The organism is Curtobacterium sp. AB7, assembly GCF_044909335.1.
In the GTDB taxonomy this organism is placed as follows: domain Bacteria; phylum Actinomycetota; class Actinomycetes; order Actinomycetales; family Microbacteriaceae; genus Curtobacterium.
The window spans coordinates 172,186-195,350 of record NZ_JBIYED010000003.1; the positions used below are offsets into that span (position 1 = coordinate 172,186).

22 protein-coding genes are annotated in these 23,165 nt (G+C 70.9%); 4 read left to right on the forward strand and 18 right to left on the reverse strand.

Annotation, left to right across the window (positions count from 1 at the left end; genetic code table 11):
• Positions 1-108 precede the first annotated feature (108 nt).
• From leuA to hrcA, 13 genes are all read right to left on the reverse strand, one after another.
• Positions 109-1,884, reverse strand: coding sequence for a 2-isopropylmalate synthase (gene leuA / locus ABH929_RS09345; protein ID WP_404560973.1), 1,776 nt, complete (start codon positions 1,882-1,884; stop codon positions 109-111).
• A gap of 384 nt (positions 1,885-2,268) precedes the next feature.
• Positions 2,269-3,669, reverse strand: a complete 1,401-nt coding sequence (locus ABH929_RS09350) for an FtsX-like permease family protein (RefSeq protein ID WP_404560974.1) — start codon at positions 3,667-3,669, stop codon at positions 2,269-2,271.
• The gene (locus tag ABH929_RS09355) at positions 3,666-4,418 is read right to left on the reverse strand and encodes an ABC transporter ATP-binding protein (protein ID WP_404560975.1); all 753 of its coding nucleotides are present in this window, start codon (positions 4,416-4,418) and stop codon (positions 3,666-3,668) included. Before ABH929_RS09355 ends, ABH929_RS09350 begins: the two co-directional genes overlap by 4 nt.
• A 111-nt stretch (positions 4,419-4,529) precedes the next feature.
• Positions 4,530-5,219 (reverse strand): response regulator, encoded by a 690-nt coding sequence (locus ABH929_RS09360; protein ID WP_404560977.1) that lies wholly within the window; start codon positions 5,217-5,219, stop codon positions 4,530-4,532.
• Positions 5,216-6,526 (reverse strand): sensor histidine kinase, encoded by a 1,311-nt coding sequence (locus ABH929_RS09365; RefSeq protein WP_404560978.1) that lies wholly within the window; start codon positions 6,524-6,526, stop codon positions 5,216-5,218. Before ABH929_RS09365 ends, ABH929_RS09360 begins: the two co-directional genes overlap by 4 nt.
• 67 nt (positions 6,527-6,593) lie before the next feature.
• Positions 6,594-7,532 (reverse strand): GTPase Era, encoded by a 939-nt coding sequence (era, locus tag ABH929_RS09370; RefSeq protein WP_404560980.1) that lies wholly within the window; start codon positions 7,530-7,532, stop codon positions 6,594-6,596.
• Entirely contained in the window at positions 7,529-8,848 is a 1,320-nt protein-coding gene (locus ABH929_RS09375; protein WP_404560981.1) for a hemolysin family protein, read from the reverse strand. The genes era and ABH929_RS09375 overlap by 4 nt, the downstream gene beginning before the upstream one ends.
• Before the next feature lie 3 nt (positions 8,849-8,851).
• A complete protein-coding gene (gene ybeY, locus ABH929_RS09380; RefSeq protein WP_404560982.1) occupies positions 8,852-9,313 on the reverse strand; it encodes an rRNA maturation RNase YbeY in 462 nt (153 codons plus the stop codon).
• The gene (locus tag ABH929_RS09385) at positions 9,310-10,452 is read right to left on the reverse strand and encodes a PhoH family protein (protein WP_404560983.1); all 1,143 of its coding nucleotides are present in this window, start codon (positions 10,450-10,452) and stop codon (positions 9,310-9,312) included. Before ABH929_RS09385 ends, ybeY begins: the two co-directional genes overlap by 4 nt.
• Complete coding sequence (locus tag ABH929_RS09390) at positions 10,442-10,795, reverse strand: histidine triad nucleotide-binding protein (RefSeq protein WP_123292550.1); 354 nt, start codon at positions 10,793-10,795, stop codon at positions 10,442-10,444. Before ABH929_RS09390 ends, ABH929_RS09385 begins: the two co-directional genes overlap by 11 nt.
• A gap of 40 nt (positions 10,796-10,835) precedes the next feature.
• Positions 10,836-11,573 (reverse strand): 16S rRNA (uracil(1498)-N(3))-methyltransferase, encoded by a 738-nt coding sequence (locus ABH929_RS09395; protein ID WP_404560984.1) that lies wholly within the window; start codon positions 11,571-11,573, stop codon positions 10,836-10,838.
• Positions 11,573-12,685: a molecular chaperone DnaJ gene (gene dnaJ / locus ABH929_RS09400; protein ID WP_111085744.1), complete on the reverse strand. Its 1,113-nt coding sequence runs from the start codon at positions 12,683-12,685 to the stop codon at positions 11,573-11,575. Before dnaJ ends, ABH929_RS09395 begins: the two co-directional genes overlap by 1 nt.
• A 49-nt stretch (positions 12,686-12,734) precedes the next feature.
• Positions 12,735-13,757 carry a heat-inducible transcriptional repressor HrcA gene (gene hrcA / locus ABH929_RS09405; protein WP_205462234.1) on the reverse strand — a complete coding sequence of 341 codons (1,023 nt, stop codon included), beginning with the start codon at positions 13,755-13,757 and terminating at the stop codon, positions 12,735-12,737.
• 88 nt (positions 13,758-13,845) lie between these two features.
• Here hrcA and ABH929_RS09410 point away from each other — a divergent pair, with 88 nt between their 5' ends.
• Positions 13,846-14,253 carry a DUF4870 domain-containing protein gene (locus tag ABH929_RS09410; RefSeq protein ID WP_240347272.1) on the forward strand — a complete coding sequence of 136 codons (408 nt, stop codon included), beginning with the start codon at positions 13,846-13,848 and terminating at the stop codon, positions 14,251-14,253.
• Between the two features lie 9 nt (positions 14,254-14,262).
• Here ABH929_RS09410 and hemW read toward each other — a convergent pair whose 3' ends face one another.
• A complete protein-coding gene (gene hemW, locus ABH929_RS09415) occupies positions 14,263-15,504 on the reverse strand; it encodes a radical SAM family heme chaperone HemW (RefSeq protein ID WP_404560985.1) in 1,242 nt (413 codons plus the stop codon).
• Positions 15,505-15,533: 29 nt separating this feature from the next.
• Between hemW and ABH929_RS09420 the strand changes: the two genes are divergently transcribed.
• Positions 15,534-16,226 carry an HAD family hydrolase gene (locus ABH929_RS09420; RefSeq protein WP_404560986.1) on the forward strand — a complete coding sequence of 231 codons (693 nt, stop codon included), beginning with the start codon at positions 15,534-15,536 and terminating at the stop codon, positions 16,224-16,226.
• 68 nt (positions 16,227-16,294) lie between these two features.
• On the opposite strand, the gene ABH929_RS09425 is transcribed toward ABH929_RS09420, so the two are convergent.
• The gene (locus tag ABH929_RS09425) at positions 16,295-16,942 is read right to left on the reverse strand and encodes a DUF1990 family protein (RefSeq protein ID WP_111085748.1); all 648 of its coding nucleotides are present in this window, start codon (positions 16,940-16,942) and stop codon (positions 16,295-16,297) included.
• Between the two features lie 113 nt (positions 16,943-17,055).
• On the opposite strand from ABH929_RS09425, the gene ABH929_RS09430 reads away from it, so the two are divergent.
• A complete protein-coding gene (locus ABH929_RS09430) occupies positions 17,056-17,547 on the forward strand; it encodes a hypothetical protein (protein WP_404560987.1) in 492 nt (163 codons plus the stop codon).
• 26 nt (positions 17,548-17,573) lie between these two features.
• On the opposite strand, the gene lepA is transcribed toward ABH929_RS09430, so the two are convergent.
• A complete protein-coding gene (lepA, locus tag ABH929_RS09435; protein ID WP_111085750.1) occupies positions 17,574-19,421 on the reverse strand; it encodes a translation elongation factor 4 in 1,848 nt (615 codons plus the stop codon).
• A 276-nt stretch (positions 19,422-19,697) separates the two neighbouring features.
• Complete coding sequence (locus ABH929_RS09440) at positions 19,698-20,864, reverse strand: pyridoxal phosphate-dependent aminotransferase (protein ID WP_404560988.1); 1,167 nt, start codon at positions 20,862-20,864, stop codon at positions 19,698-19,700.
• 199 nt (positions 20,865-21,063) lie between these two features.
• On the opposite strand from ABH929_RS09440, the gene rpsT reads away from it, so the two are divergent.
• Positions 21,064-21,324, forward strand: coding sequence for a 30S ribosomal protein S20 (gene rpsT / locus ABH929_RS09445; protein ID WP_111085752.1), 261 nt, complete (start codon positions 21,064-21,066; stop codon positions 21,322-21,324).
• Positions 21,325-21,551: 227 nt separating this feature from the next.
• Here the strand turns inward: rpsT and holA are convergent, their stop codons facing one another.
• The gene (gene holA / locus ABH929_RS09450) at positions 21,552-22,571 is read right to left on the reverse strand and encodes a DNA polymerase III subunit delta (RefSeq protein WP_123292542.1); all 1,020 of its coding nucleotides are present in this window, start codon (positions 22,569-22,571) and stop codon (positions 21,552-21,554) included.
• Between the last annotated feature and the right edge of the window lie 594 nt (positions 22,572-23,165).

Here is a 23,165-nt window from a genome sequence, read left to right on the forward strand (position 1 = left end):
GCGGTGCGAGTCCAGCCCGCACCTGGGCCCACGCCGGCCGGCACCTGGTCGACGTGCCAGCGGCGATCAGGCCGTGCCCGGTGGGGAGCCTCCCGGTCTGGCTGCGTCTCAGGCGGAGACGAGCTCCGGCGAGTCGGCGCCAGCTGCAGCACCGGCGCGAACCGCGCGGTTCACCGCGGACACGATCGCCTTGAGCGAGGCCGTCGAGATGTCGGCGTCGATGCCGACGCCCCACAGGCGCACGCCGTCGACGTCGAGCTCGACGTACGACGCCGCCTTGGCGTCACCGGAGGCGCTCATCGTGTGCTCCGAGTAGTCGTACAGCGTGACCTGGACGCCCTGCTCGGCGAGGACCTTGAGGAACGCATCGATCGGACCGGTGCCCACGGCGTCGGCGGTGACGGAGCCCTCGTCGACGCGGAGTGCGACCGACAGCGAGGTCGTGCCGTCGAAGTCGCTCGAGGTCGCGGTCTTGGTGAGCTCGTACCGGCCCCACTTGTCGTCGTCGGTCGAGGCGGGCAGGTACTCGTCCTGGAACACGTCCCAGATGCGCTGCGACGAGAACTCACCGCCCTCGGTGTCGGTGTGCCGCTGCACGACGCCGGAGAACTCGATCTGCAGCTTCCGGGGCAGGTCGAGGGCGTGGTCGGTCTTGAGCAGGTAGGCGACGCCACCCTTGCCGGACTGCGAGTTGACGCGGATGACGGCCTCGTACGACCGGCCGATGTCCTTCGGGTCGACGGGCAGGTACGGCACCGCCCACTCGATCTCGTCGATGTCCTTGCCCGCGGCGGCCGCCTTGGTCTTCATCGCCTCGAAGCCCTTGTTGATGGCGTCCTGGTGCGAGCCACTGAACGCCGTGTAGACGAGGTCCCCCGCCCACGGCTGACGCTCCGGCACCGGCAGCTGGTTGCAGTACTCGACGGTGCGCTTCACCTGGTCGATGTCCGCGAACGAGATCTCCGGGTCGATGCCCTGCGTGAACAGGTTCATGCCCAGCGCGACGAGGTCGACGTTGCCGGTGCGCTCACCGTTGCCGAACAGGCAGCCCTCGATGCGGTCCGCGCCGGCCATGTAACCCAGCTCGGCGGCCGCGACGGCGGTGCCGCGGTCGTTGTGCGGGTGCAGCGACAGGATGACGTCCTCGCGGTGCGCGAGGTTGCGCGACATCCACTCGATCGAGTCGGCGTAGACGTTCGGCGTCGCCATCTCGACGGTGGCCGGCAGGTTGATGATGACCTTGCGGTCGGGGGTGGGCTCGAAGACCTCGAGCACGGCGTTGCAGATCTGCAGCGCGACCTCGAGCTCGGTGCCCGTGTAGGACTCCGGCGAGTACTCGTAGTAGACCGTCGTGTCGTGCTGCAGCGTCGCCTCGGCCGCCTTGCACAGCTTCGCGCCGGCCACCGCGATGTCAACGACACCCTGCACGTCGGTGCGGAACACGACCTCGCGCTGCACGATCGACGTCGAGTTGTACAGGTGGACGATGGCCTGCTTCGCGCCGTCGATCGCCTCGTACGTGCGCTGGATGAGGTGCTCGCGCGCCTGGGTCAGCACCTGGATGGTCACGTCGTCGGGGATCGCGCCCTCGTCGATCAGGCTGCGGACGAAGTCGAAGTCGGTCTGCGAGGCACTCGGGAACCCGACCTCGATCTCCTTGTAGCCCATGCCGACGAGCAGGTCGAACATGGCGCGCTTGCGCTCGGCGTCCATCGGGTCGATGAGCGCCTGGTTGCCGTCCCGCAGGTCGACCGCACACCAGCGCGGGGCCCGCTCGATGCGCTTCGTCGGCCACGTGCGGTCGGGCAGTTCGACCGAGATCTGTTCGTGGAAGGGGACGTACTTGTGGATCGGCATCCCGGAGGGCTGCTGCGTGTTCTGCATCGTTCGTCGCTTTCGTGTGCTCTGGGTGAGGGCGGCCACGACGGACTCCGCGACGAGGTGGGCCGGTGTGTCAGGCCTCGTCGCGGCAGCGAAGGAGGAGGAGTGCCGAGTACATCGAGTCCACGGTAGCACCGGCGGGCTGCTGTGTGACAAGCGCTTCGGTGCTCGGCGCCCGAGTGGTCACGACATGCAGCCGGTCGGTCGCCGAGGTTCCACGGATCGACGTCAGCGCCGCCGAGAGCTGCGGATCGTGGAACCTCGGCGAACGCGAGCGGCGTGGCGGGCGCAGGCGCGGCAGTGGACGCACGCAACGACGGACGGGAGGCACGGTGCCAGCTGGCACCGTGCCTCCCGTCCGTCGCGTGGCGCGACCAGAGCGCCGCGTCAGTCGACCGCGAGCGCCTCGGTCGGGGGCACGCGCATCGCGCGCCGCACCGGGGCGATCGTCGCGACGACCGCGAGCACGAGCGCCCCGACGACCACGATCCCGATGGTGAGGGGCGGCAGCACGGGCGTGACCGGGGTGCCGAGCGACCCGAGCAGCGTCTGACCGCCGACCCAGCCGTAGAAGGTGCCGAGCACGAGTCCCGAGACGACGGCCGCGACGACCATCTGCACGGCCTCGGTCACGATCATCCGGCGCACCTGCGCCCCGGTGAGGCCGAGCACCCGCAGCAGCCCCAGCTCGCGTCGGCGCTGCAGGACCCCGAGTGCCAGCGCGTTGACGACCCCGACGGCGGCGATCACGGCGGAGAACCCGACGATGACGCTGACGACGGCGTTCAGCTGCACGAAGAAGTCGCGCTGCGCCTGCACCATCTCGGTCGTCATCTGGCCCTGCCCCATGCCCTCGAGCTGGGCCTCGAGCACGTGCTGCATGATCCCCAGTGCGACGGCGAAGGTGACGAGCAGGGTGACGCCGATGACGAGCCCGATCGTCGCCCGCGAGGAGCGGCCCGGCGCTCGCATGGCGTTGCGGCCGGCGAGCAGGACGACGGGGTCGTGCGAGCCGATCCGGCCGATGAGCTGCAGCACCGGCGGCATCACGATGGTCGCTCCGACGGCGACGCCGGCGAACGACACGAACCCGCCGAGGGCAGCCGGCAGCACCGCGATCGGCGAGCTCGCGCTGACCGCGAGCCCGATGAGCATGAGCGCGGCACCGCCGGCCATGAGCACGATGGCCCAGACCTTGCGCGCGGTGCCGGAGCGGACGTCGTCGTGGCTCGGTTCGACGCTCGAGGACAGCGCCTCGAGCGGGGTGACGGTGAGCACCCGGCGGGACCCGGCTGCGAACGCTCCCCAGGTCGCGAGGACCACGGCGACGACCGGCAGCACGAGCTCCCACGGCAGGAGCGTGTAGTCGGTGTCGGGCAGGAACCCGTTGCCGCGCAGGACGACCACGAACAGCGCCGACAGCCCGGTGCCCACGACGGCGCCGATCAGTCCGCCGAGCACCCCGACGACCAGTCCGGTCCGGGTGATCCGGGCCCGGAGCGTGGCACCGGTGGCACCGACGAGTCGCTGCAGCGCGATGATGCGGGTCTGCCCGGCGATGAGGGTCGCGCAGGTGTTGGCGGTGACGATCGCGCCGACGTACAGCGCGATGCCGAGGAACAGCCACCCGACGACGGACAGGATCGCCCTGACCGGCCCGAGGTCGGCGAGCCCGGCGGCGCCGAGTGCCTCGGTCACGATGCCCGGGGCGATGACGAGGGCTGAGCCGAAGGTGGTGCCGAGCGCGGCGACCAGCACGGTGGGGGCGAAGGAGCGGACGCCGTTCACGCTGCCGCCTCCATCCCCAGCATCGTGGTGGAGATCGCGCCGGCGTCCATCGCCGGTCGGTCGGCGACGACCCGGCCGTCGGCGAGGAACAGGATCCGGTCGGCGTTGGCGGCGGCGACGGGGTCGTGCGTGACCATGACGACGCTCTGACCCCACTCCTGCACGGCCCCGCGCAGGATCGCGAGGACGTCACGGCCGGTGCGCGAGTCGAGGGCACCGGTCGGCTCGTCGGCGACGACGACGGCCGGCCGCGAGGCGAGCGCCCGGGCGATGGCGACGCGCTGCTGCTGCCCGCCGGACAGCTGGTGCGGCCGGTGCGACAGCCGGTTGCCGAGTCCGAGCTGGTCGACCAAGCGGTCGATCCACGCGCTCTCGTCCTTCGACGGCTTGTGCCCGCCGAGCAGGAACGGCAGCCGGATGTTCTCGCTGACGTCGAGCGTCGGCACCAGGTTGAAGGACTGGAACACGAACCCGAGCCGGCGACGACGAAGCTCGGTCAGGTCCTTGTCACCGAGCCCGGTGATGTCGACCCCGTCGATCTCGATGCGGCCCGCGGACACCGAGTCGAGGCCTGCGGCGACGTGCATGAGCGTCGACTTGCCGGACCCGGACGGCCCCATCACGGCGGTGAACTCCCCCGCGCCGATGTCGACGCTGACGTCGTCGAGTGCCGTCACCCGGCGTGCGGCGTCGCCGTAGTGCTTGGACACGTGGTCGAGTCGGATGATCGGAGCGTGGCTGGTGGTCATGCACCAACGATGACGGCCAGGAGGCCCGCCCCGCGTCCGTCCGGCGGCTGCTGTGGATGAGCCGCTCGGCTCGACTTCCTGTGGACGGGTCATCCGATCGGATGACGTCCGTCAGTCGGCCTTGCCAACCAGCCCGTGCTCGTGCGCGAACACGACGAGGCGCACGCGGTCACGGAGTCCGAGCTTCGTCAGGACGCGCGAGATGTGGGTCTTCACGGTCGCCTCGCTGACGTACTCGTGCTGCGCGATCTCGCTGTTGCTGAAGCCGCGGGCCGCCAGGTCGAAGATCTCGCGCTCGCGCGGGGTGAGGTCGTCGAACGTCGCCGGCACGGTCGCGGCCTGCTCGACGGAGTCGTCGTACCGCCGCAGGAGTTCCCGTGTCGCCGAGGCCGCGAAGACCGCTGTGCCGGCGTGGACGGTCCGCACGGCGGCGAGCAGGAACTCGGGGTCGGCGTCCTTGAGCACGAAGCCGCTCGCCCCGGCTCGGATGGCCTTCGCCGCGGCCTCGTCGAAGTCGAACGTGGTCAGCACGAGCACCTTGGCGCCGTCGGCGCCGGCCTGCTCGACGATGTGTGCGGTCGCCGTGATGCCGTCCATCACGGGCATCCGGACGTCCATGAGCACGACGTCCGGTCGAGTGCGCCGGACGAGTTCGACGCCCTCGGCACCGTCGCCCGCCTCGCCCACGAAGTGCAGGTCGGGCTGGGAGCCGATGAGCATCCGGATGCCGGTACGGAAGAGTGCCTGGTCGTCGACGAGTGCGACGCGGATGCGGCCGTCGGCCGGCGGGGTGGTGGTCATCGGGCGGTGCGCTCCTGCTCGGTCGGACTGGTGGTCGGGGCGGGGGTCGACTCGGCGGTCGGGCTCGCGACCCGGCTCGCGGTCGGGGTCGCGGCCGATACGGTCAGCCCGCGGGGCATCTGCCCGCTCGCGGGGCCGGCAGGCATGCGGACGGCGACCTCGAAGTCGGGGCCGCGGACCCCGGCGGTCATCGTGCCGCCGGTCATGGTGGCACGCTCGCGCATGCCGACCAGGCCGTGCCCGGTGCCGGGACCCCGGGTGCCGTCGTCGGCGCGCCGGTTCACCACCGCGATCTCGACGGTGTCCGGGCGGTAGGTCAGCGATGCGTGCACCGGGGTGCCGGGTTCACCGTGCTTGTAGGCGTTCGTGAGGCTCTCCTGCACGATCCGGTACACCGCGAGCTGCGTCGTGGTGGGGAGGCCGGTCGGGTCGCCCTCGCGTTCGACCCGGACGTCGAGCCCGACCTGGCGCATCTCGCCGACGAGCCGGTCGATGTCGTCGATCTCGGGCGTCGGGACGGTCCCTTGCTCGTGCCGCAGCGCGCCGAGGAGCTCGCGGACGTCGCCGAGGGCCCGGCGTGCGGTGGTCGAGATGGTGCCGAGGGCCTGGTCGGCAACGGCGGGGTCGGCCTTCAGCGCGTAGCGGGCTCCGTCCGCCTGGGCGATGACGACCGCGAGCGAGTGCGCGACGATGTCGTGCATGTCGCGGGCGATGCGCACGCGCTCCTGTTCGACCGCGACCGCTCGGTCGGCTCGGGCGGCGTCGCGCTCGGCGAGCAGCTGGGCCTCGCGGCTCATGCTCGCCGACCGGCGGGTGCGGACCACGAGTCCCGCCAACCACGGCAGGAGCAACAGGAGCAGGACGACCGCGAAGTACGAGATCGTGACCTGCACCGACTCCTGGAACGGGGTCGACGCGGTCTCGATCGTCAACCGGTTGCGGTAGTCGTCGACGCCGATGTAGAGCGCCGCGGTGACGGACCCGACGATCGCCGAGACGAGTCCGGCCAGGCGCACCCGCCGACTGCCGTAGGCGCTCGTCGTGTAGAGCACCGCGGCGATGAAGGCGTTCGACAGGTCGGGCATCTGACCCGTGACCATCTCGAAGACCGCGAACACCCAGGCGACGGCCAGTGCGAGGCCGGGCGACAGCCGTCGGAGCGCGAGCGCAGCGGTCATGCCGACGACCGTGACGACCGCGAGCGGGGAGTCCATGCCCCGCGCCGAGGTGATCAGCACGAGCGAGCCGAGCACCACGGCGATGACGACGTCGGTGATGACCTGCGCGCGCAGCATGGGACGGAACACGCGTCCACGGTACGGCGCTCGGCTCACGGGCGCGTCCCTCGTGTGGATGACTCCTGCCGCCGGACGCTCAGAAGCCGAGGCGTCCGAGCTGTTTGGGGTCACGCTGCCACTCCTTGGCGACCTTCACACGGATGTTGAGGTACACGTGGCGACCGCCGAGCAGCGACTCGATCTCGACGCGGGCGCGGGAGCCGACGTCCTTCAGTCGCTCGCCCTTGTGGCCGATGACGATCGCCTTCTGGCTGTCGCGCTCGACGAACAGGTTCGCGAAGATGCGCAGGGGCCCGTCGGCGTCGTCGTCATCGTCCGGCTCGACGATGTCCTCGATCACGACGGCGAGCGAGTGCGGCAGTTCGTCGCGGACGCCCTCGAGCGCGGCTTCGCGGATGAGTTCGCTGATGCGTTCCTCGTCGGTCTCCTCGGTCACGGCCGACGAGTCGTACAGCTGGGGCGACTCCGGTAGCAGCGAGGTGATCTCGCCGAGGAGGTCCTCGAGCTGCAGGCCCTTCGTGCCGGACGTCGGGATGATCGAGTCCCAGTCGCGGAGCCTGGAGACGGCCAGCAGCTGCTCGCCGACCTTGTCCTTCGAGGTGCGGTCGATCTTCGTGACGATCGCGACCTTCTTGGCCCGCGGGTACTGGTCGAGGGTGTCGTTGATGAAGCGGTCGCCCGGACCGATCGGCTCGTTGGCGGGCACGCAGAACCCGATGACGTCGACGTCACCGAGGGTGGACTGCACCAGGTCGTTGAGCCGCTCGCCGAGCAGGGTGCGGGGACGGTGCACGCCTGGGGTGTCGACGATGATGACCTGGCCGTCGGGCCGGTGCACGATGCCGCGGATCGCACGACGGGTGGTCTGCGGCTTCGACGAGGTGATCGCGACCTTCTGGCCCACCAGCGCGTTCGTCAGCGTGGACTTGCCCACGTTCGGACGCCCGACGAACGAGACGAAGCCCGCGCGGTAGGCCTTGCCCGAGGCGGTGGGGGTGGAGTCGGAGTCGGTCATGCGTGCGGGGTTCCCGTCGTGGTGGTGGTGGCGTCGAAGGCGTCCTCGACACCCGCGAGGGCGTCGGTGCGTTCGGCGAGCACGGTGATGAGGTGGCGGCGCTTGCCCTCGACGCGGTCGGCCGTCAGGACGACGCCGGACACCGTGACGGTGTCCCCGGAGACCGCCAGGTGGCCGAGCTCCTTGGTGAGCAGGCCGCCGGCGGTGTCGACGTCGTCGTCGTCGAGCTCGATGCCGAACAGGTCGCCGAGCTCGTCGACGGGCAGTCGGGCCGAGATGCGCCAGAGGCCGGGCTCGACCTCGACCCGGTCGACCACGGCGCGGTCGTACTCGTCGGAGATGTCCCCGACGAGCTCTTCGATGAGGTCCTCCATCGTGACGAGACCGGCGACGCCGCCGTACTCGTCGACGACCAGGACGAGGTGGTTCTTCGCGACCTGCATGTGCCGCAGGGTGTCGTCGGCGGCCTTCGACTCCGGCACGAACTCGGCCGGGCGCAGCAGCCGGGTGACCCGCTCGCTGCCGGACCCCGGACGCTCGTACAGCGCCCGCGACACGTCACGCAGGTACAGGACGCCGAGGACGTCGTCGCTATCCTTGCCCGTGACGGGCATGCGGGACACCCCGGCGGCCAGGAACTGCTCCATGCCCGCGGCGAGCGTGTCCGAGCCGTCGACGGTGAGCATGTCGGTGCGCGGCACCATCACCTCGCGCACGAGGGTGTCGCTGAACTCGAAGACCGAGTGGATGAGCTCGCGGTCCTCATCCTCGAGCACGTTGCTCTCGGTGGCCTCGTCGACGAGGGACAGCAGTTGTTCTTCGCTCGACACCGTCGAGGCGCTGCGGCCGCGGCCCGGGGTCACGCGGTCACCGATCCGGACGAGCAGGCCGGCGAGCGGACCGAGCACGATCCGAACGGCACGGACCAGGCCGCCGGTGGACGCCAGCAGCCGTTCGGCGTGCGCCCGTCCGACACTGCGCGGACTCGACCCGACGAGCACGAACGACACGGCCGTCATGATCGCAGCGGAGACGATGAGCGCCACCCACCAGCTGTCGAACGCCCGCACCAGGGCGATCGTGACGAGCACGGCCGCGGCGGTCTCGGCGAGCACGCGGAAGAAGTTCAGGGCGTTGACGTGCGCGCCGACGTCGTCCGCGATCGCCTCGAGCGCACGACGACGCTTGTTGCCGCGGGCGATCTCGTCGAGGTCGGCACGGGACACCACGGAGAGCGCAGCGTCGCTCGCGGCGAGGAGCCCGCCGAGCACGACGAGCCCGAGCGCGACCGCGAGCAGGCCGACAACGACGAGCATCGGCTACCGACCCCGGCGCAGGGCAGCGAAGGCGGTCAGGATCTCGCCCTGCAGCCCGAACATCTCGGCCTTCTCGTCGGGTTCGGCGTGGTCGAACCCGAGCAGGTGCAGGATGCCGTGGCAGGTGAGCAGCAGCATCTCGTCGGTGCTCGAGTGCCCGGCGGTCTTCGCCTGTTCCTCGGCGACCTGCGGGCAGAGCACGATGTCGCCGAGCAGGCCGGCGGGCGTGGGGTCCTCTTCGGTGCCCGGTCGGAGTTCGTCCATCGGGAAGCTCAGGACGTCGGTGGGGCCGGGCTCGTCCATCCACCGCACGTGCAGCTGCTCCATCGCGCCCTCGTCGACCAGGACGATCGCGAGTTCGGCGTCCGCGTGCACGTGCATCGCGTCGAGGGCGAACGCGGCGAGGCGCTGGATGGCTGCCTCGTCCACCTCGACCCCGGACTCGTTGTTGAGCTCGATGCTCACCGGTTGCCTCCTCGGGCGTCGTTCTGGGGGTACGGGGGTCGCTGGCGGTCCTGCGGCGGCCGACCACGGCGCTCGGCACGGTTGGCGCCGTCGGGGTTGCCGACCGGCGCGGTTCCCCGGCCACCGGGACGGTGACCGGCCTGCTCGGCGAGGCGTTCCTCGTCGTAGACGGTGTAGGCGTCGACGATGCGACCGACGAGCGTGTGCCGCACGACGTCCTCGCTGCCGAGGCGGGCGAAGTGGATGTCCTCGACCGTCTCGAGGATCCGCGTCACGAGCCGGAGGCCCGACACGTTGCCCGGCAGGTCAACCTGGGTGATGTCACCCGTCACGACCATCTTCGAGCCGAACCCGAGACGGGTCAGGAACATCTTCATCTGCTCTGGCGTCGTGTTCTGCGCCTCGTCGAGGACGACGAACGAGTCGTTGAGCGTCCGGCCGCGCATGTAGGCGAGCGGCGCGACCTCGACCGTGCCCGCAGCCAGCAGCTTCGGGACCAGCTCGGGGTCCATCATCTCGTTCAGGGCGTCGTACAGCGGCCGCAGGTACGGGTCGATCTTGTCGGTGAGCGTGCCCGGCAGGAACCCGAGCCGCTCGCCGGCCTCGACCGCGGGACGGGTCAGGATGATCCGGGTGACCTCACGCCGCTGCAGGGCCTGCACGGCCTTCGCCATCGCCAGGTACGTCTTGCCGGTGCCGGCGGGGCCGATGCCGAACGTGATGGTGTGTTCGTCGATGGCATCGACGTAGGCGCGCTGCCCGTCGGTCTTCGGCCGCACGGACTTGCCGCGGCTCGACACGATCGGCGTGCCGAAGGTGTCGGACGGCTTGCGGTCGTCGTCGAGGATCCGTGCCGACATCGGGATGTCCGACGGGCCGATGTCCTGCCCGCGCTTGACCATGCCGACGAGTTCGTCGACGAGCGCCTTCGCCCGCGCGACCTCGCGCTCGGGCCCGTTGAGCGTGACCTCGTTGCCGCGGACGACGACCTTGACGCCCGGGTACTGCCGTTCGACGGTCTTCAGCAGGCGGTCCTGGGGACCGAGGAGCTGGACCATGGCGATGCCGTCGACCTGGAGGGCGACGGAGACGACCTGGTCGTCGTCGGTGGTGGGCTGTGCTGGTTCGTTAGCCGGCAAGGGTGCCTTCCTGCAGTTCACCTGCGAGTACGTGCGCGTGCACGTGGAACACGGTCTGACCGGCGGCTTCGCCGGTGTTGAAGACGAGACGGAACTGGCCGCCGGCGCGCTCGTCGGCGATGCGCTGCGCGGTGGCGACCAGGTGGGCGAGGAGGTCGGGGTCACCGGCCGCGAGTTCGGCGACGTTCGCGTACTGCTCGGTCTTCGGGATGACCAGCACGTGGACGGGTGCCTTCGGGGCGATGTCCTCGATCGCGATCACGCGGTCGTCCTCGGCGACGACGGTCGCCGGGATCTCGCGCGCGATGATCTTGCTGAAGACGCTGGGCGTGCTGGTGCTCATGACTCCATCGTAGAACGCAGGACCGACCTCGGGACTTCCCTCACCAGCGCCCGAGTCCGGCCTGCAGGATCGCGAGTGCCGCGGGACCGGCGGTCGAGGTCCGCAGCACGCTGTCACCGAGCCGGACCCTGATCGCTCCCGCGGCCTCGAGCCGGTCGAGTTCGGAGCCGTCGATGCCACCCTCCGGCCCTACCACGAGGGCGATCTCGTCGAGGTCCGCCGTCGGTTCCCACGTCGCGAGCCGCACGGTCGCGGTGGGGTCGAGCACGAGCACTGCGGCACCGGCCCCGAGCGCGGGGACGAGCTGCGCCGTCGTGACGAGCGGCCCGACCTCGGGCACCCGCGACCGGATCGCCTGCTTCGCGGCCTCGTGCGCGATGGCCGTCCAGCGCGACCGGCCCTTCTCGACCTTCGGGCCCTCCCACCGGGAGACGCTGCGTGCGGCGGACCACGGCACGATCCGGTCGACACCGATCTCCGTCGACGCCTGGACCGCCATCTCGTCGCGACCGCCCTTGGCGAGGGCCTGCACGAGCGTCAGCGACGGGACCGGCAGCGGATCGACGGACAGCGATGCCACGGACAACACCAGCGAGTCGCGGTCGACGGAGTCCACCGCACCGGACACGACGGTCCCCCGTCCGTCCGAGAGCCGCAGCGTCTCGCCGACCCGCACGCGCGAGACGGTGACGGCGTGCCGCCCCTCTGGCCCGTCGAGCGTCACGGAGCCACCGACGGCGACACCGTCGAGCGACTCCACGACGTAGAGCGATGCCATCAGAAGTTGAAGAAGCGGTCGCGGAGCTTGCCGAACATGCCCTGTTGGAACCGGGCGAGCTGCGGAGCCGAGGCCTTGTGCGACTTCGCGAGCTGCTCGACGAGCTGACGTTCCTTGTGCGACAGCTTCGTCGGGGTGACGACCTGCACGCCGACCCGGAGGTCGCCGCGGCCGCTCCCGCGCAGCTTCGTGATGCCGCGGTCCTTGATCACCAGGACGTCGGCGCTCTGCACCCCCGGACGGATCTCGAGTTCGACGGGACCGTCGAGTCCGTCGATCGTCGTCGTCGTGCCGAGCACCGCATCGGTCATCGCGACCTCGAGCGTGGCGAGCAGGTCGTCGCCGTCGCGGCTGAAGACGTCGTCGTGCCGCACCCGGATCTCCAGGTACAGGTCGCCGGAGGGACCACCGGCGGGTCCGACCTCGCCCTGGCCGGGCATCTGCAGACGCAGGCCCGAGTCGACGCCGGCGGGGACGTCGACCGGCACGGTGCGACGGGCGCGGACGCGGCCCTGACCCTGGCAGGTCGGGCAGGGGCTCGGGATGACGGTGCCGTAGCCGCGGCACGTGCCGCACGGGGCGCTCGTCACGACGTTGCCCAGCAGCGAGCGGACCTGGCGCTGGATGTTGCCGGACCCGCCGCAGATGTCGCAGGTGCGCGGGCTGGTGCCGGGCGCACAGCACGAGCCGTGACAGGTCTCGCACAGGACGGCGGTGTCGACCTCGACGTCCTTGTGGGTGCCGAAGACGACCTCGTCGAGGTCGACGTCGATGCGGAGCAGGGCGTCCTGCCCGCGCTCGGCACGGCTGCGGGGACCACTGCCCCGACCGCCGCCGCCACCGCCGCCGAAGAAGGCGTCGAAGATGTCGCTGAACCCGCCGGCGCCGCCACCGAAGGGACTGTCGGCCTGGGGCCCGGCGTCGTACCGGCGCCGCTGCTCCGGGTCGCTCAGGACGTCGTACGCGTGCGTGACGTCCTTGAACCGCTCGGCTGCCTCTGGAGCAGGGTTCACGTCCGGGTGGAGCTCACGCGCCAGCCGTCGGTAGGCCTTCTTGATGTCGGCATCGGAGGCGTCTCGCTGGACGCCGAGGACGTCGTAGTGGTCTGCCACGTATCCCTCAGTCGGTTGTGTTCGGTCGGTCGGTCGGTGTTGCAGTCGATCAGTGTTCGCCCAAGAGCTTGGACAGGTACCGTGCGACGGCCCGGACGGCCGCCATGTTCGTGCCGTAGTCCATCCGGGTCGGTCCCAGGACACCCAGACGTGCCACCTCGCCGCCACCGGCGAGGTACCCGCCGGCGACGATGCTCGTGGCGTCGAGCCCGTACTCGGCGTTCTCGACGCCGATGCTGGCCGCCACCGCGATGTCGTCCACCTGCATCTCCCCGAACAACCGGAGCAGGGTGACTTGTTCCTCGATCGCTTCGAGCACCGGGAAGAGGCCGCCGGAGAAGTCCTGCTCGCTCTTCGCCAGGTTGGCGGCGCCGGCCATCACCAGGCGGTCCTGCCGGTTCGCTGCGACCTGCTCGATGAGGGTGGCCACGACGACCCCGCCGAGCGCCTGGGCTTCGGGCCGGAGCTGTTGCGGCACCGCACGGAGCGCGGTGGGCACGTCCTGCAGCAGGAGCCCCACGGCCGCGCCGTTCAGCACGGTGCGGAGTTCGGTCAGCAGCGGTTCGTCGAGCGCGACGTCGGTCTCGACGACGCGTTGCTCGACCCGGGCGGTGTCGGTGATGAGCACGACCATCAGCCGGGCGTCGCCGAGTCGCACCAGCTCGACGTGCTGCACCCGGGCGCGCACCATCGAGGGGTACTGCACCAGGGCGACCTGGTTCGTGAGCTGGCTGAGCAGGCGCACGGTGCGGCCGAGGACCTCGTCGAGGTCGTTCGGGGCGCCGAGGAAGGTCTCGATGGCGTGTCGCTGGGCGCTCGTGAGCGGCCGGGCTGCGGCCAGGTGGTCGACGAACAGCCGGTAGCCCTTGTCGGTCGGCACGCGCCCGGACGAGGTGTGCGGGGCGACGATCAGCTGCTCGTCCTCGAGCAGGGCCATGTCGTTGCGGATCGTGGCGGCGCTGACGCCGAAGGCGTGCCGCTCGACGATCGTCTTGGAGCCGACCGGTTCGCGGGATGCCACGTAGTCGCGCACGATCGCCTTCAGGACCTCGAGGCTGCGTTCACTGACCACGAGCGCTCCTTCCTGGTCGACCTGGCACTCGGACGTGTCGACTGCTGATCCTACGCCCGCACGACTGCACCCCCGATACGCTTCCGGCATGACCTACGGACAGCAGCCCGGTGGCCCGCAGAACCCGAACGGACCCCAGTACCCGAGCGGGTACACCCCGCCGCAGCCGATGAGCCCGGAGGACCAGCGCCTCTGGGCCACGCTGACGCACATCGGCGGGATCTTCTTCAACTTCGTCGCCCCGCTCGTGGCGTACCTGGTGCTGCGCGACCGCGGCGCCTTCATCCGCGAGCACACCCGGGTCGCACTGAACTTCCACATCACCGTGGCGATCGCGTACGTCGCGTGCGGCGTCCTGACCGTGGTGTTCATCGGAGCGCTGCTGTTCCCGATCGTCGCCGTCCTGACGATCGTCTTCGGCATCCTGGCGGCCGTCGCGGCGAACCAGGGGCAGTTCTACCGCTACCCCCTGTCGATCGAGTTCATCAAGCAGTAGCGAGCAGCGTCAGTCGAGCAGCTCCCGCACCACCGCGTCGGCGAGCAGGCGACCCTGCAGGGTCAGGTCGATGCGTCCCCGCACCGCGGCCGACCCGTCCACGAGACCGCGTGCGATGAGTCCCGCGACCCGGCCACGGGCCTCCTGGCGGATCTCGCTCGTCGCGAGTTCCCCGCGGACCCGCGCGGCGAGGAGCAGGCGCTCGACGTAGCGCGTCTCGTCGTCGATGACCTCGCGCCCGGCGGCCGGCGACTCGCCGGACAGCACCCGGTTCGCGTAGGCGGCCGGGTGCTTGACGTTCCACCAGCGCGTGCCGGCGACCGCCGAGTGGGCGCCGGGGCCGACGCCCCACCAGTCGTGGCCCTTCCAGTAGGACAGGTTGTGGCGACTCGCGTGCGCGTCGCCACGCGCCCAGTTCGACACCTCGTACCAGGAGTACCCGGCGTCGCCGAGCACCTGGTCGGCGAGCTCGTACATGTCGGCTGCCAGGTCGTCGTCGGGCGCGGGGAGCTCCCCGCGTGCCACCATGCGGCCCATCGCGGTGCCGTCCTCGACGATGAGCGAGTAGGCCGAGACGTGGTCGGGCGCGCACGCCAGGGCGGCGTCGAGCGAGGTGCGCCAGTCGTCGAGGGACTCCCCCGGCGTCGAGTAGATGAGGTCGAGGGAGACGTCGAGGCCCTGCTGCTTCGCGAGGTCGACGACGACCGGCACGCGCAACGGGTCGTGCGTGCGGTCGAGGGTCGCGAGGACGTGTGGGACGGCCGACTGCATGCCGTAGCTGATCCGGTTGAAACCGCCCTCGCGCAGCGTCTGCAACGAGGACGCGTCGACCGAGTCCGGGTTCGCCTCGGTCGTGACCTCGGCGCCGGGCAGGATCCCCCACGTGTCGTCGATGGCCCGCAGGATCATCGCCAGGTCGGACGCGGGCAGCATGGTCGGGGTCCCGCCGCCGAAGAACACGGTCGAGACGGGCCGACGCGGAACGCCGGAGCGGTCGAGCACGGTCGCGGCCCACTCGATCTCCCGCACGGCGTGGCCGGCGTAGTCGTCGCGTCGCACGCCGCGGAGCTCGGACGCCGTGTACGTGTTGAAGTCGCAGTAGCCGCAGCGCACCCGGCAGAACGGCACGTGCACGTACACGCCGAAGGGCACGTCGCCGGCAACGGGAGCACCGTCGGACCCCGCCGCCGCCCACGGCGTGATCAGGCCGTCCGCGGGGGCTGGATCGGCGATCGGGAGAGCACTCGGCATGGGCTCCATTCTCCGTCATGATGGGAGTCATGGAGCACCATCCCGTCCCCACCACGGTCCTGTGGGACATCGACGGCACCCTCGTGATGAACGCGTCGTCCCCGGGCAACCTCTACCACCTCGCGCTCGAGCGGGCGGTCGGCCGCGACCTCGCCCTGCGCGTCGGACACCAGCACGGTCGGACGGACGCCGGGCTCATCGCCGAGCACGTCCGTGCCCACGCGTTCGACGACACCATCATCCCGACGGTGAGCGGCCACCTGCGCGACCTCACCGCCGAGCGGCACGCCTCGGGCGATCACCGCTCACCCGTCCCCGGCGCCACCGCGCTGCTCACCCGGTTCGCGGAGCTCGGGTGGCGGAACGGCCTGCTCACCGGCAACTCCGAGTACCGAGCCCGCGTCAAGCTGGCCGGTGCCGGGTTCGACGAGGGCCTGTTCGACTGGGACCACTCCTACTTCGGCGACACCGAGGTGGAGCGCGCGGACGTCACCACCCGTGCGGCCGCGGAACTCGCCGGCACCCGGGCCGTGATCGTCGGCGACACCCCGCGTGACGGCGAGGCCGCGGACGCCGCCGGCATCCCCTTCCTGGCGGTCGCCACCGGGGTGTTCGACGTCGAGGCGCTGCGGGTCACCAACGCGGTCACGGTCGCGCGGGACTGCCGGGTCGACGCCGCGCTGATCGAGGACGCCATCGCGGCGCTGCCGCCGCTGCGCTGACCCAGCCCGCAAGCGCCCGCGAGCGCGCAAGCGCCCGCAAGCGCGAAAACGCACGCACGCGCACGCCGCTAGTCGCCCCGCAGCGCCGCCAGGTACTGCTCCGCCATCACCTTCTGCTGCCGACGCAGCAGCGGCGCGACGAACTGCCACTTCCGACTCGACGGCTGCGAGAACTGCCGGATCTGCAGCCACACGGATCCGTCCGAGGTGCGCTCGACGACGAACGACTCCTCGCCGGAGAGCGGGTGCCCCTCGAGCGTGCCGTACGCGAAGCCCTTGCGGTCGTGCTCGTCGATGATCGACACGACCCGGACCGGCGCCTGCACGGTCCGCCCGAAGGCGTGCATCGTGAGCGTCGCCGACGTGCCGGCGGTCACCAGCGGCGTCCCGTCGGGCGCGAACTTCTCGACCCGGGGCGTGCCGATCGAGGCCGGGGCGATCGGGACGCCGTCGTCGTCGAACGTCACCGGGTTGTACCGGACCTCGTCGTCGTCGGGCTGTTCCTCGACGCGCACGCGGATGCCGCTGCGCTCCTGGATCTGCCACGTCAGGGCCTGCGTCACCGCGGTCTCGAACCGCTGGTCGCCGTGCCCGATCCGGGCACGCGACTCGGTGGGGGTGAACCCCTCGGGCGGGTACGTCATGAGGTCCGACGCCTGGGTCGCCCCCACCGCGCCGTAGGTCAGGGCGGTCCGGTAACTCCCGCGGATGCTCATGCCGCCAGCCTACTTGCGCCCGCCCCGTCGGATCGAACCGAGTGGTCGTCCGGTTCACGTGCACCCCGAACTGGAGGCCCGACCCGCGGCCGCCACGCCCCTATCGTTGCAGCGTGCCCCGCTCCACCCCCGCGCCCTGGCGGTCCGTCGACCGTCGGACCGCGACCCTCGCCGCGTTCACGCTCGTCGCCTTCGGCGCCGCCGCGCTCGCGCGTGTCCTGGTCGACGCGACGACCGCCGGCATCGGCTCGTCCGCACGCTACGTCGCGGTGCCACCGGCACAGTGGGACGCCTTCGACACCGCGAACGCGATCGCGGCGGTCGGTGCGTGCTGCGCCGGAGCGGGGGTCCTGCTGTTCGGGGCCACCCTCGTGTCCGCGGTACGGCGGCACCGGGCCACGCGGATGCCGCAGTGGCTCGGCGCCGTGACGGTCGTCCTGGCCCTCGGGGCCGTGGTGTCCGGCGTCGCCGCGACCCAGCAGACCGACTTCGGTGCGGCCGCAGGGCTGGTCATCCTGCGGACCGCACTGGCAGGACTGGCCGCTGCGAGCCTCCCGGCCCTCTGCCTGGCCGGGCTGCGGGCGCGGGCCGCACGGGCCCGCTGACCCGTCGCTCCTTCTTCTTCTCGGCGCTACTTCTTCTTTTCCTCGACGTCGCCGGAGAGCGCGGCGATGAAGGCTTCCTGCGGGACCTCGACCCGGCCGATGGTCTTCATGCGCTTCTTGCCCTCCTTCTGCTTCTCGAGGAGCTTGCGCTTGCGGGTGATGTCACCGCCGTAGCACTTCGCCAGGACGTCCTTGCGCATCGCGCGGATGCTCTCGCGGGCGATGATCCGCGCGCCGATCGCCGCCTGGATCGGGACCTCGAACTGCTGGCGCGGGATCAGCTTGCGCAGCCGCTCGGTCATCAGCGTGCCGTAGGCGTAGGCCTTGTCGCGGTGCACGATCGCGCTGAACGCGTCGACCTGGTCGCCCTGCAGCAGGATGTCGACCTTCACGAGGTCGGCCGCCTGGTCGCCGATGGGCTCGTAGTCGAGCGAGGCGTAGCCCTGCGTCTTGCTCTTCAGCTGGTCGAAGAAGTCGAACACGATCTCGCCGAGGGGCATCTCGTAGCGGATCTCGACGCGGTCCTCGCCGAGGTACTCCATGCCGAGCAGGGAGCCGCGGCGCGACTGGCACAGCTCCATGATCGCGCCGACGTAGTCCTTCGGGGCGAGGATCGCTGCGCGGACCATGGGTTCGCGGACCTCGACGATGCGGCCGCCGGGGAACTCGGACGGGTTCGTGACCTCGGTCACGGAGTTGTCCTCGTTCGTGACCTCGTAGATCACGCTGGGCGCGGTCGTGATGAGGTCGAGGCCGAACTCGCGCGAGAGCCGCTCGGTGATGATCTCGAGGTGGAGCAGCCCGAGGAACCCGCAGCGGAAGCCGAAGCCGAGCGCCACCGACGTCTCGGGTTCGTACACGAGTGCCGCGTCGGACAGCTTGAGCTTGTCGAGCGCGTCACGCAGGTCCGGGTAGTCCGACCCGTCGATCGGGTACAGGCCCGAGAACACCATCGGCTTCGGGTCCGTGTACCCGGGCAGGGCGTCGGTCGCGGGCTTCTGCGCGCTCGTGACCGTGTCGCCTACCTTGGACTGGCGGACGTCCTTGACGCCGGTGATGAGGTACCCGACCTCGCCGACGGAGAGCCCCTTCGTCGGGATCGGCTCGGGGCTCGACACCCCGATCTCGAGGATCTCGTGTGTCGACTTGGTCGACATCATCTGGACCTTCTCGCGCGGCTTGATGGAGCCGTCGATCATCCGGATGTAGGTCACGACCCCGCGGTAGCTGTCGTAGACCGAGTCGAAGATCATGGCGCGCGGCGCGGCCTCGACGTCGCCGACCGGTGCCGGCACGCGCCGGACCACCAGGTCGAGGAGCTCGGGGACGCCGACGCCCGTCTTGCCGGAGACGCGCAGGACGTCCTCCGGCTTGCCGCCGATGAGCTGTGCGAGCTCGGCCGCGTACTTCTCGGGTTCCGCTGCCGGCAGGTCGATCTTGTTGAGGACCGGGATGATCTCGAGGTCGTTCTCGAGCGCCAGGTACAGGTTCGCCAGCGTCTGCGCCTCGATGCCCTGGGCAGCGTCGACGAGCAGGATCGCACCCTCGCACGCCGCCAGGGAACGGGAGACCTCGTACGAGAAGTCGACGTGCCCGGGGGTGTCGATCATGTTGAGCGCGAAGGTCTCACCGTCGAGTTCCCACGGCATGCGGACGGCCTGCGACTTGATCGTGATGCCGCGCTCGCGCTCGATGTCCATGCGGTCGAGGTACTGCGCGCGCATCGCGCGCTCCTCGACGACGCCGGTCATCTGCAGCATGCGGTCGGCCAGCGTGGACTTGCCGTGGTCGATGTGCGCGATGATGCAGAAGTTGCGGATCGCGCCGGCCGGGGTCGCGGCGGGCTCGAGCGGAGCGGATGCTTGTGGGCTCACGGTTCCTCAGGTGGGTCGGACGGTCGGCCCAGTCTCCCATGCTTCACCCGCTCTGGAGGCACGGCGTGGCTGCGCGACGTGCGATGCGCGCTTGGTGCGCCCTCGCCCCGGTGCGCCGGCCCCGCACGGTGCGAGGTCGGCGGGCCCGTGCGCGGTTGACCGCCCCGTGACCGGATGCTGCACGGCACGGGGCGAGCATCCTCGCACCAGGTGGAGGACTGCGCACCGTGCGCTGTCGCGCCGACCGGCACCGGGCCTCCTGGCCGCGACCGCCCGTCAGACGGCGGCGCGTGCTGGCGCCGGCAGCGCACCCAGGCCGCGCCGCAGGTCGTCGGGGGTGGCGGCCAAGCAGACGCGGATCCAGCCCTCGCCGGAGCGGCCGAAGGCGCTGCCCGGCGCGACCGCGACGGCCTCGCGCTGCAGGAGACCGAGCGCCCACGTCGCGACGTCGCCGTCCGAGGCGTGCGACACGTCGACCCAGAGGTAGAAGGCGCCGCGCGGGTCGAGGTACCGGATCCCGGCGGCGTCGAGGACCTCCTTCGCCACCTCGAGGTTCGCGCGGTAGTGCTCGCGGGCGTCGCGCACCGCGGAGTGGTCCCCCACGATCGCCGCCAGCGCCGCGTACTGGTCGGGTTCGGCGACGCAGCTGATCATCGCCTCCTGCGTGGTGCGCATCGTCGACCCGAGGCCCTTCGGCGTGACGAGGTACCCGACCCGGACACCCGTCATGGCGTAGGTCTTGCTGAGCGAGAACACGGAGAAGACCCGGTCGTCCTCGTCGAGCGCAGCCAGGCTGACGTGGCGGGTGCCGTAGGTGAAGTACTCGTAGACCTCGTCGCTGATCACCCACAGGTCGTGCCGCTTCGCGAAGGCGAGCAGCGCGCGGAGGGTGTCCTCGCCGAACACCGAGCCGAGCGGGTTCGACGGCGAGTTCACCACGAGCACGCGGGTGCGCTCGGTGACGCTCGCCTCGAGTGCCTCGAGGTCTGGTTCGAACCCGTGCTGCGGTTCGAGCCGGTACGGCACCGGCGTGGCCCCGAGGATGTGCGCGTTCATCGTGAAGGTCGTGTAGCCGGGGTCCGGCACCAGGACCTCGTCCCCGGGGCTCAGCGTCAGCGTCATCGCCTGGAACAGGGCCTGCGTCGCACCGATCGTCATCCAGATCTGTTCGAGGTCGGCCTCGATGCGGTTCTCGCGGCGGAGCTTGTCGCGGATCGCCTCGCGCAGGGGTGCGATGCCGCCGTTCGGCGTGTAGTCGGTGCGGTCCTCGGTCCACGCACGACGGGCCGCGTCGCCGATGTGCGGCGCCACGGGCACGTCCGGTTCGCCGATCACGAGCATCGTGACCGCGGTGCCGGCGGACTGCAGCAGCGCTGCCTGCTCGAAGACCCTCCGGATGCCGGAGGCGGGCACGGTGTCGATCCGAGGCGCGAGGGATGGCATGCCGTCACCGTATCCGGTGCATGTTGCCGCGAGATCACGCCGATCCGGCGGTGTTTCGTGCTTTGGTGGCGGGCCGTTCGCCTGGTAATGTTGGTGGCTGGCTTGCGCGTTCCCCGCCCACGGGTGGAACGCGATGCGACCGAGGGCCCCTCTACCCCGCGGTCGCGCCCACCCGTACGAGACGAAGCAGGAGCTACACATGGCGAACATCAAGTCGCAGATCAAGCGCATCAAGACCAACCTCAAGGCCACCGAGCGCAACAAGGCCTACAAGTCGGAGCTCAAGACGTTCATCCGTCACACCAACGACGCCGTTGCCGCTGGCGACAAGGACAAGGCCGTTGCCGCCCTGGCCACCGCGTCGAAGAAGCTCGACAAGGCCGTGAGCAAGGGTGTCATCCACCGCAACCAGGCCGCGAACCGCAAGTCGGCCATCGCGAAGAAGGTTGCGTCGCTCTGATCTCCTGAGCGCAGCACGAAGGCCCCGCACCGTTCGGTGTGGGGCCTTCGTCGTGTGCGGGGTGTGGCGTGCGGGGTGGGGCGGTCGGGCGTGGCGGGTGCGGCGGGCCGCACGCTTCGTGAGCAGAAATGGTCGGGTGGCAGGTCGGCACTCGACCATTTCTGCTCACCACGTGCGCGGGTGTGGGCGCGCGACGACCGCTCGACGGCCAGGAGGCGCGGGTCGCCTCAGCGCGCCTCGCCGCGTCGGGCGATGGTGCGGACCATGACCTCGAGTGCGTAGTGCGCATCGCGCGAGCCGCCCTTCACCGCGGTGTCCGCCTCGGCGATGCTCGTGATCGCGTTCGCAAGACCGGTCTCACTCCACGAGGCGACGTCACGCTGCGCGCGCTGCACCTGCCACGGGGCCATGCCGAGCGCCGACGCTGCCTGGCCGCTCGGCCCGCGGAAGGCGCTGACCTTCGCCATCGTGCGGATCTTGCTCGCGAACGCCGCGACGATCGGCACCGGGGCTTCGCCCGTCGCCAGCGCGTGCCGCAACTCGACGATCGCCGGAGCGGACCGTCCGGCCAGGGCGATGTCGGCCACCTTGAACGCGTTCGTCTCGACGCGACCGCCGTAGTACTTGTCGACGACCTTGTCGGTGATCTCCTGCGCTTCGTCCGCCAGGAGCTGCCGGCACGCGGCGGCGAGCTCGGCGAGGTCGTCCGCGAAGGCGACCACGAGGGTGCGGACCGCCGACGGCGCGATCTTGCGACGGGCGGCGCGGAACTCGGCGTTCACGAAGTCGATGCGGTCGGTCTCGCGCTTGAGCTCGTCGCACAGGACCTCGACCCCACCGCCGACCCCGCTGCGGATCGTGTCGAGCAGCTTCTTGCCACGCACCCCGCCGCCGTGCCGGAGCACCAGGGTGACGTCGTCGGCCGGGGCCTGCAGGTACGAGATGGTCTCGGTGATGAAGGCGTCGGTGCACTTCTCGACGTTGGTGACCCGAACGAGTCGCGGCTCGCCGAACAACGACGGGCTGGCGAGGGTCGCGAGCAGCCCGGGAGCGTACTGATCGGCCTCGAGGTCGTGCACCTCGAGCGCCGGGTCCTCGCCCACGAGCAGGTCCTTGAGCACGCTGCTGGCCCGGTCGGCCAGGAACGCCTCGGGCCCGGTGACGAGCACGACCGGGGCCGGGCGGATCCCCGACCAGGGGACCTGGTCGATCTTCGCTGCGGCGCGTGCGGGCTTCTTGGCGGGCATGCGGTCCTTCCGGTGGTGCCGACCCGGACGGTACCGGTGCGACGAGTGCTCCGACGATCCTACGGGCGGCCGCCGACGGCGTGTGCTCCGTCCACACCCGCAGGTCGTGGGTGGCCGCCCGACGCACCACGACGGTGCCGAGTTCGTCGGTCCGGTACGCGGCGGTCCCGGACGATGCGAGCATCGACAACGCCGAGCGTGTCGGGTGGCCGTAGGTGTTGTCCGCGCCGACGCCGACGAGTCCGACGCGGGCCGCGAGCTGCCGGTACAGCTTCGGGTCCTGGTCGCCCGAGCCGTGGTGCGAGACCTTCACGACGTCGACGGGTCCGTCGGGGAGCGCACTGCCGGAGCGGACCCGACGCTGCGCGGTCTCCCCCAGGTCGCCGAGGAACACCCCGGACAGGCACGTGGGGCAGCCGTCACCGGGCGGCGATTCGGTCACGAGCACGATGCTCGCGTCGTTGCCGGCGTCCGCGCTGCCCGCGCGCGGCCACACCACGCGCCAACCGAGCGGCCCGAGCACGCCGGACACCCGGTCGTCGGCCTGCCGGACGTCGACGCCACCGCGCTGCAGGTCCTGCACGACGCGGCTGT

What these genes read in the sequence shown, in the direction of transcription:
- leuA (WP_404560973.1), bottom strand. Translation starts at nt 1,884, where the DNA reads ATGCAGAACACGCAGCAGCCCTCCGGGATGCCGATCCACAAGTACGTC.
- ABH929_RS09355 (WP_404560975.1), bottom strand. Translation starts at nt 4,418, where the DNA reads ATGACCACCAGCCACGCTCCGATCATCCGACTCGACCACGTGTCCAAG.
- ABH929_RS09360 (WP_404560977.1), bottom strand. Translation starts at nt 5,219, where the DNA reads ATGACCACCACCCCGCCGGCCGACGGCCGCATCCGCGTCGCACTCGTC.
- era (WP_404560980.1), bottom strand. Translation starts at nt 7,532, where the DNA reads ATGACCGACTCCGACTCCACCCCCACCGCCTCGGGCAAGGCCTACCGC.
- ABH929_RS09375 (WP_404560981.1), bottom strand. Translation starts at nt 8,848, where the DNA reads ATGCTCGTCGTTGTCGGCCTGCTCGCGGTCGCGCTCGGGCTCGTCGTG.
- ABH929_RS09390 (WP_123292550.1), bottom strand. Translation starts at nt 10,795, where the DNA reads ATGAGCACCAGCACGCCCAGCGTCTTCAGCAAGATCATCGCGCGCGAG.
- ABH929_RS09395 (WP_404560984.1), bottom strand. Translation starts at nt 11,573, where the DNA reads ATGGCATCGCTCTACGTCGTGGAGTCGCTCGACGGTGTCGCCGTCGGT.
- ABH929_RS09410 (WP_240347272.1), top strand. Translation starts at nt 13,846, where the DNA reads ATGACCTACGGACAGCAGCCCGGTGGCCCGCAGAACCCGAACGGACCC.
- hemW (WP_404560985.1), bottom strand. Translation starts at nt 15,504, where the DNA reads ATGCCGAGTGCTCTCCCGATCGCCGATCCAGCCCCCGCGGACGGCCTG.
- ABH929_RS09420 (WP_404560986.1), top strand. Translation starts at nt 15,534, where the DNA reads ATGGAGCACCATCCCGTCCCCACCACGGTCCTGTGGGACATCGACGGC.
- ABH929_RS09425 (WP_111085748.1), bottom strand. Translation starts at nt 16,942, where the DNA reads ATGAGCATCCGCGGGAGTTACCGGACCGCCCTGACCTACGGCGCGGTG.
- ABH929_RS09440 (WP_404560988.1), bottom strand. Translation starts at nt 20,864, where the DNA reads ATGCCATCCCTCGCGCCTCGGATCGACACCGTGCCCGCCTCCGGCATC.
- rpsT (WP_111085752.1), top strand. Translation starts at nt 21,064, where the DNA reads ATGGCGAACATCAAGTCGCAGATCAAGCGCATCAAGACCAACCTCAAG.
- holA (WP_123292542.1), bottom strand. Translation starts at nt 22,571, where the DNA reads ATGCCCGCCAAGAAGCCCGCACGCGCCGCAGCGAAGATCGACCAGGTC.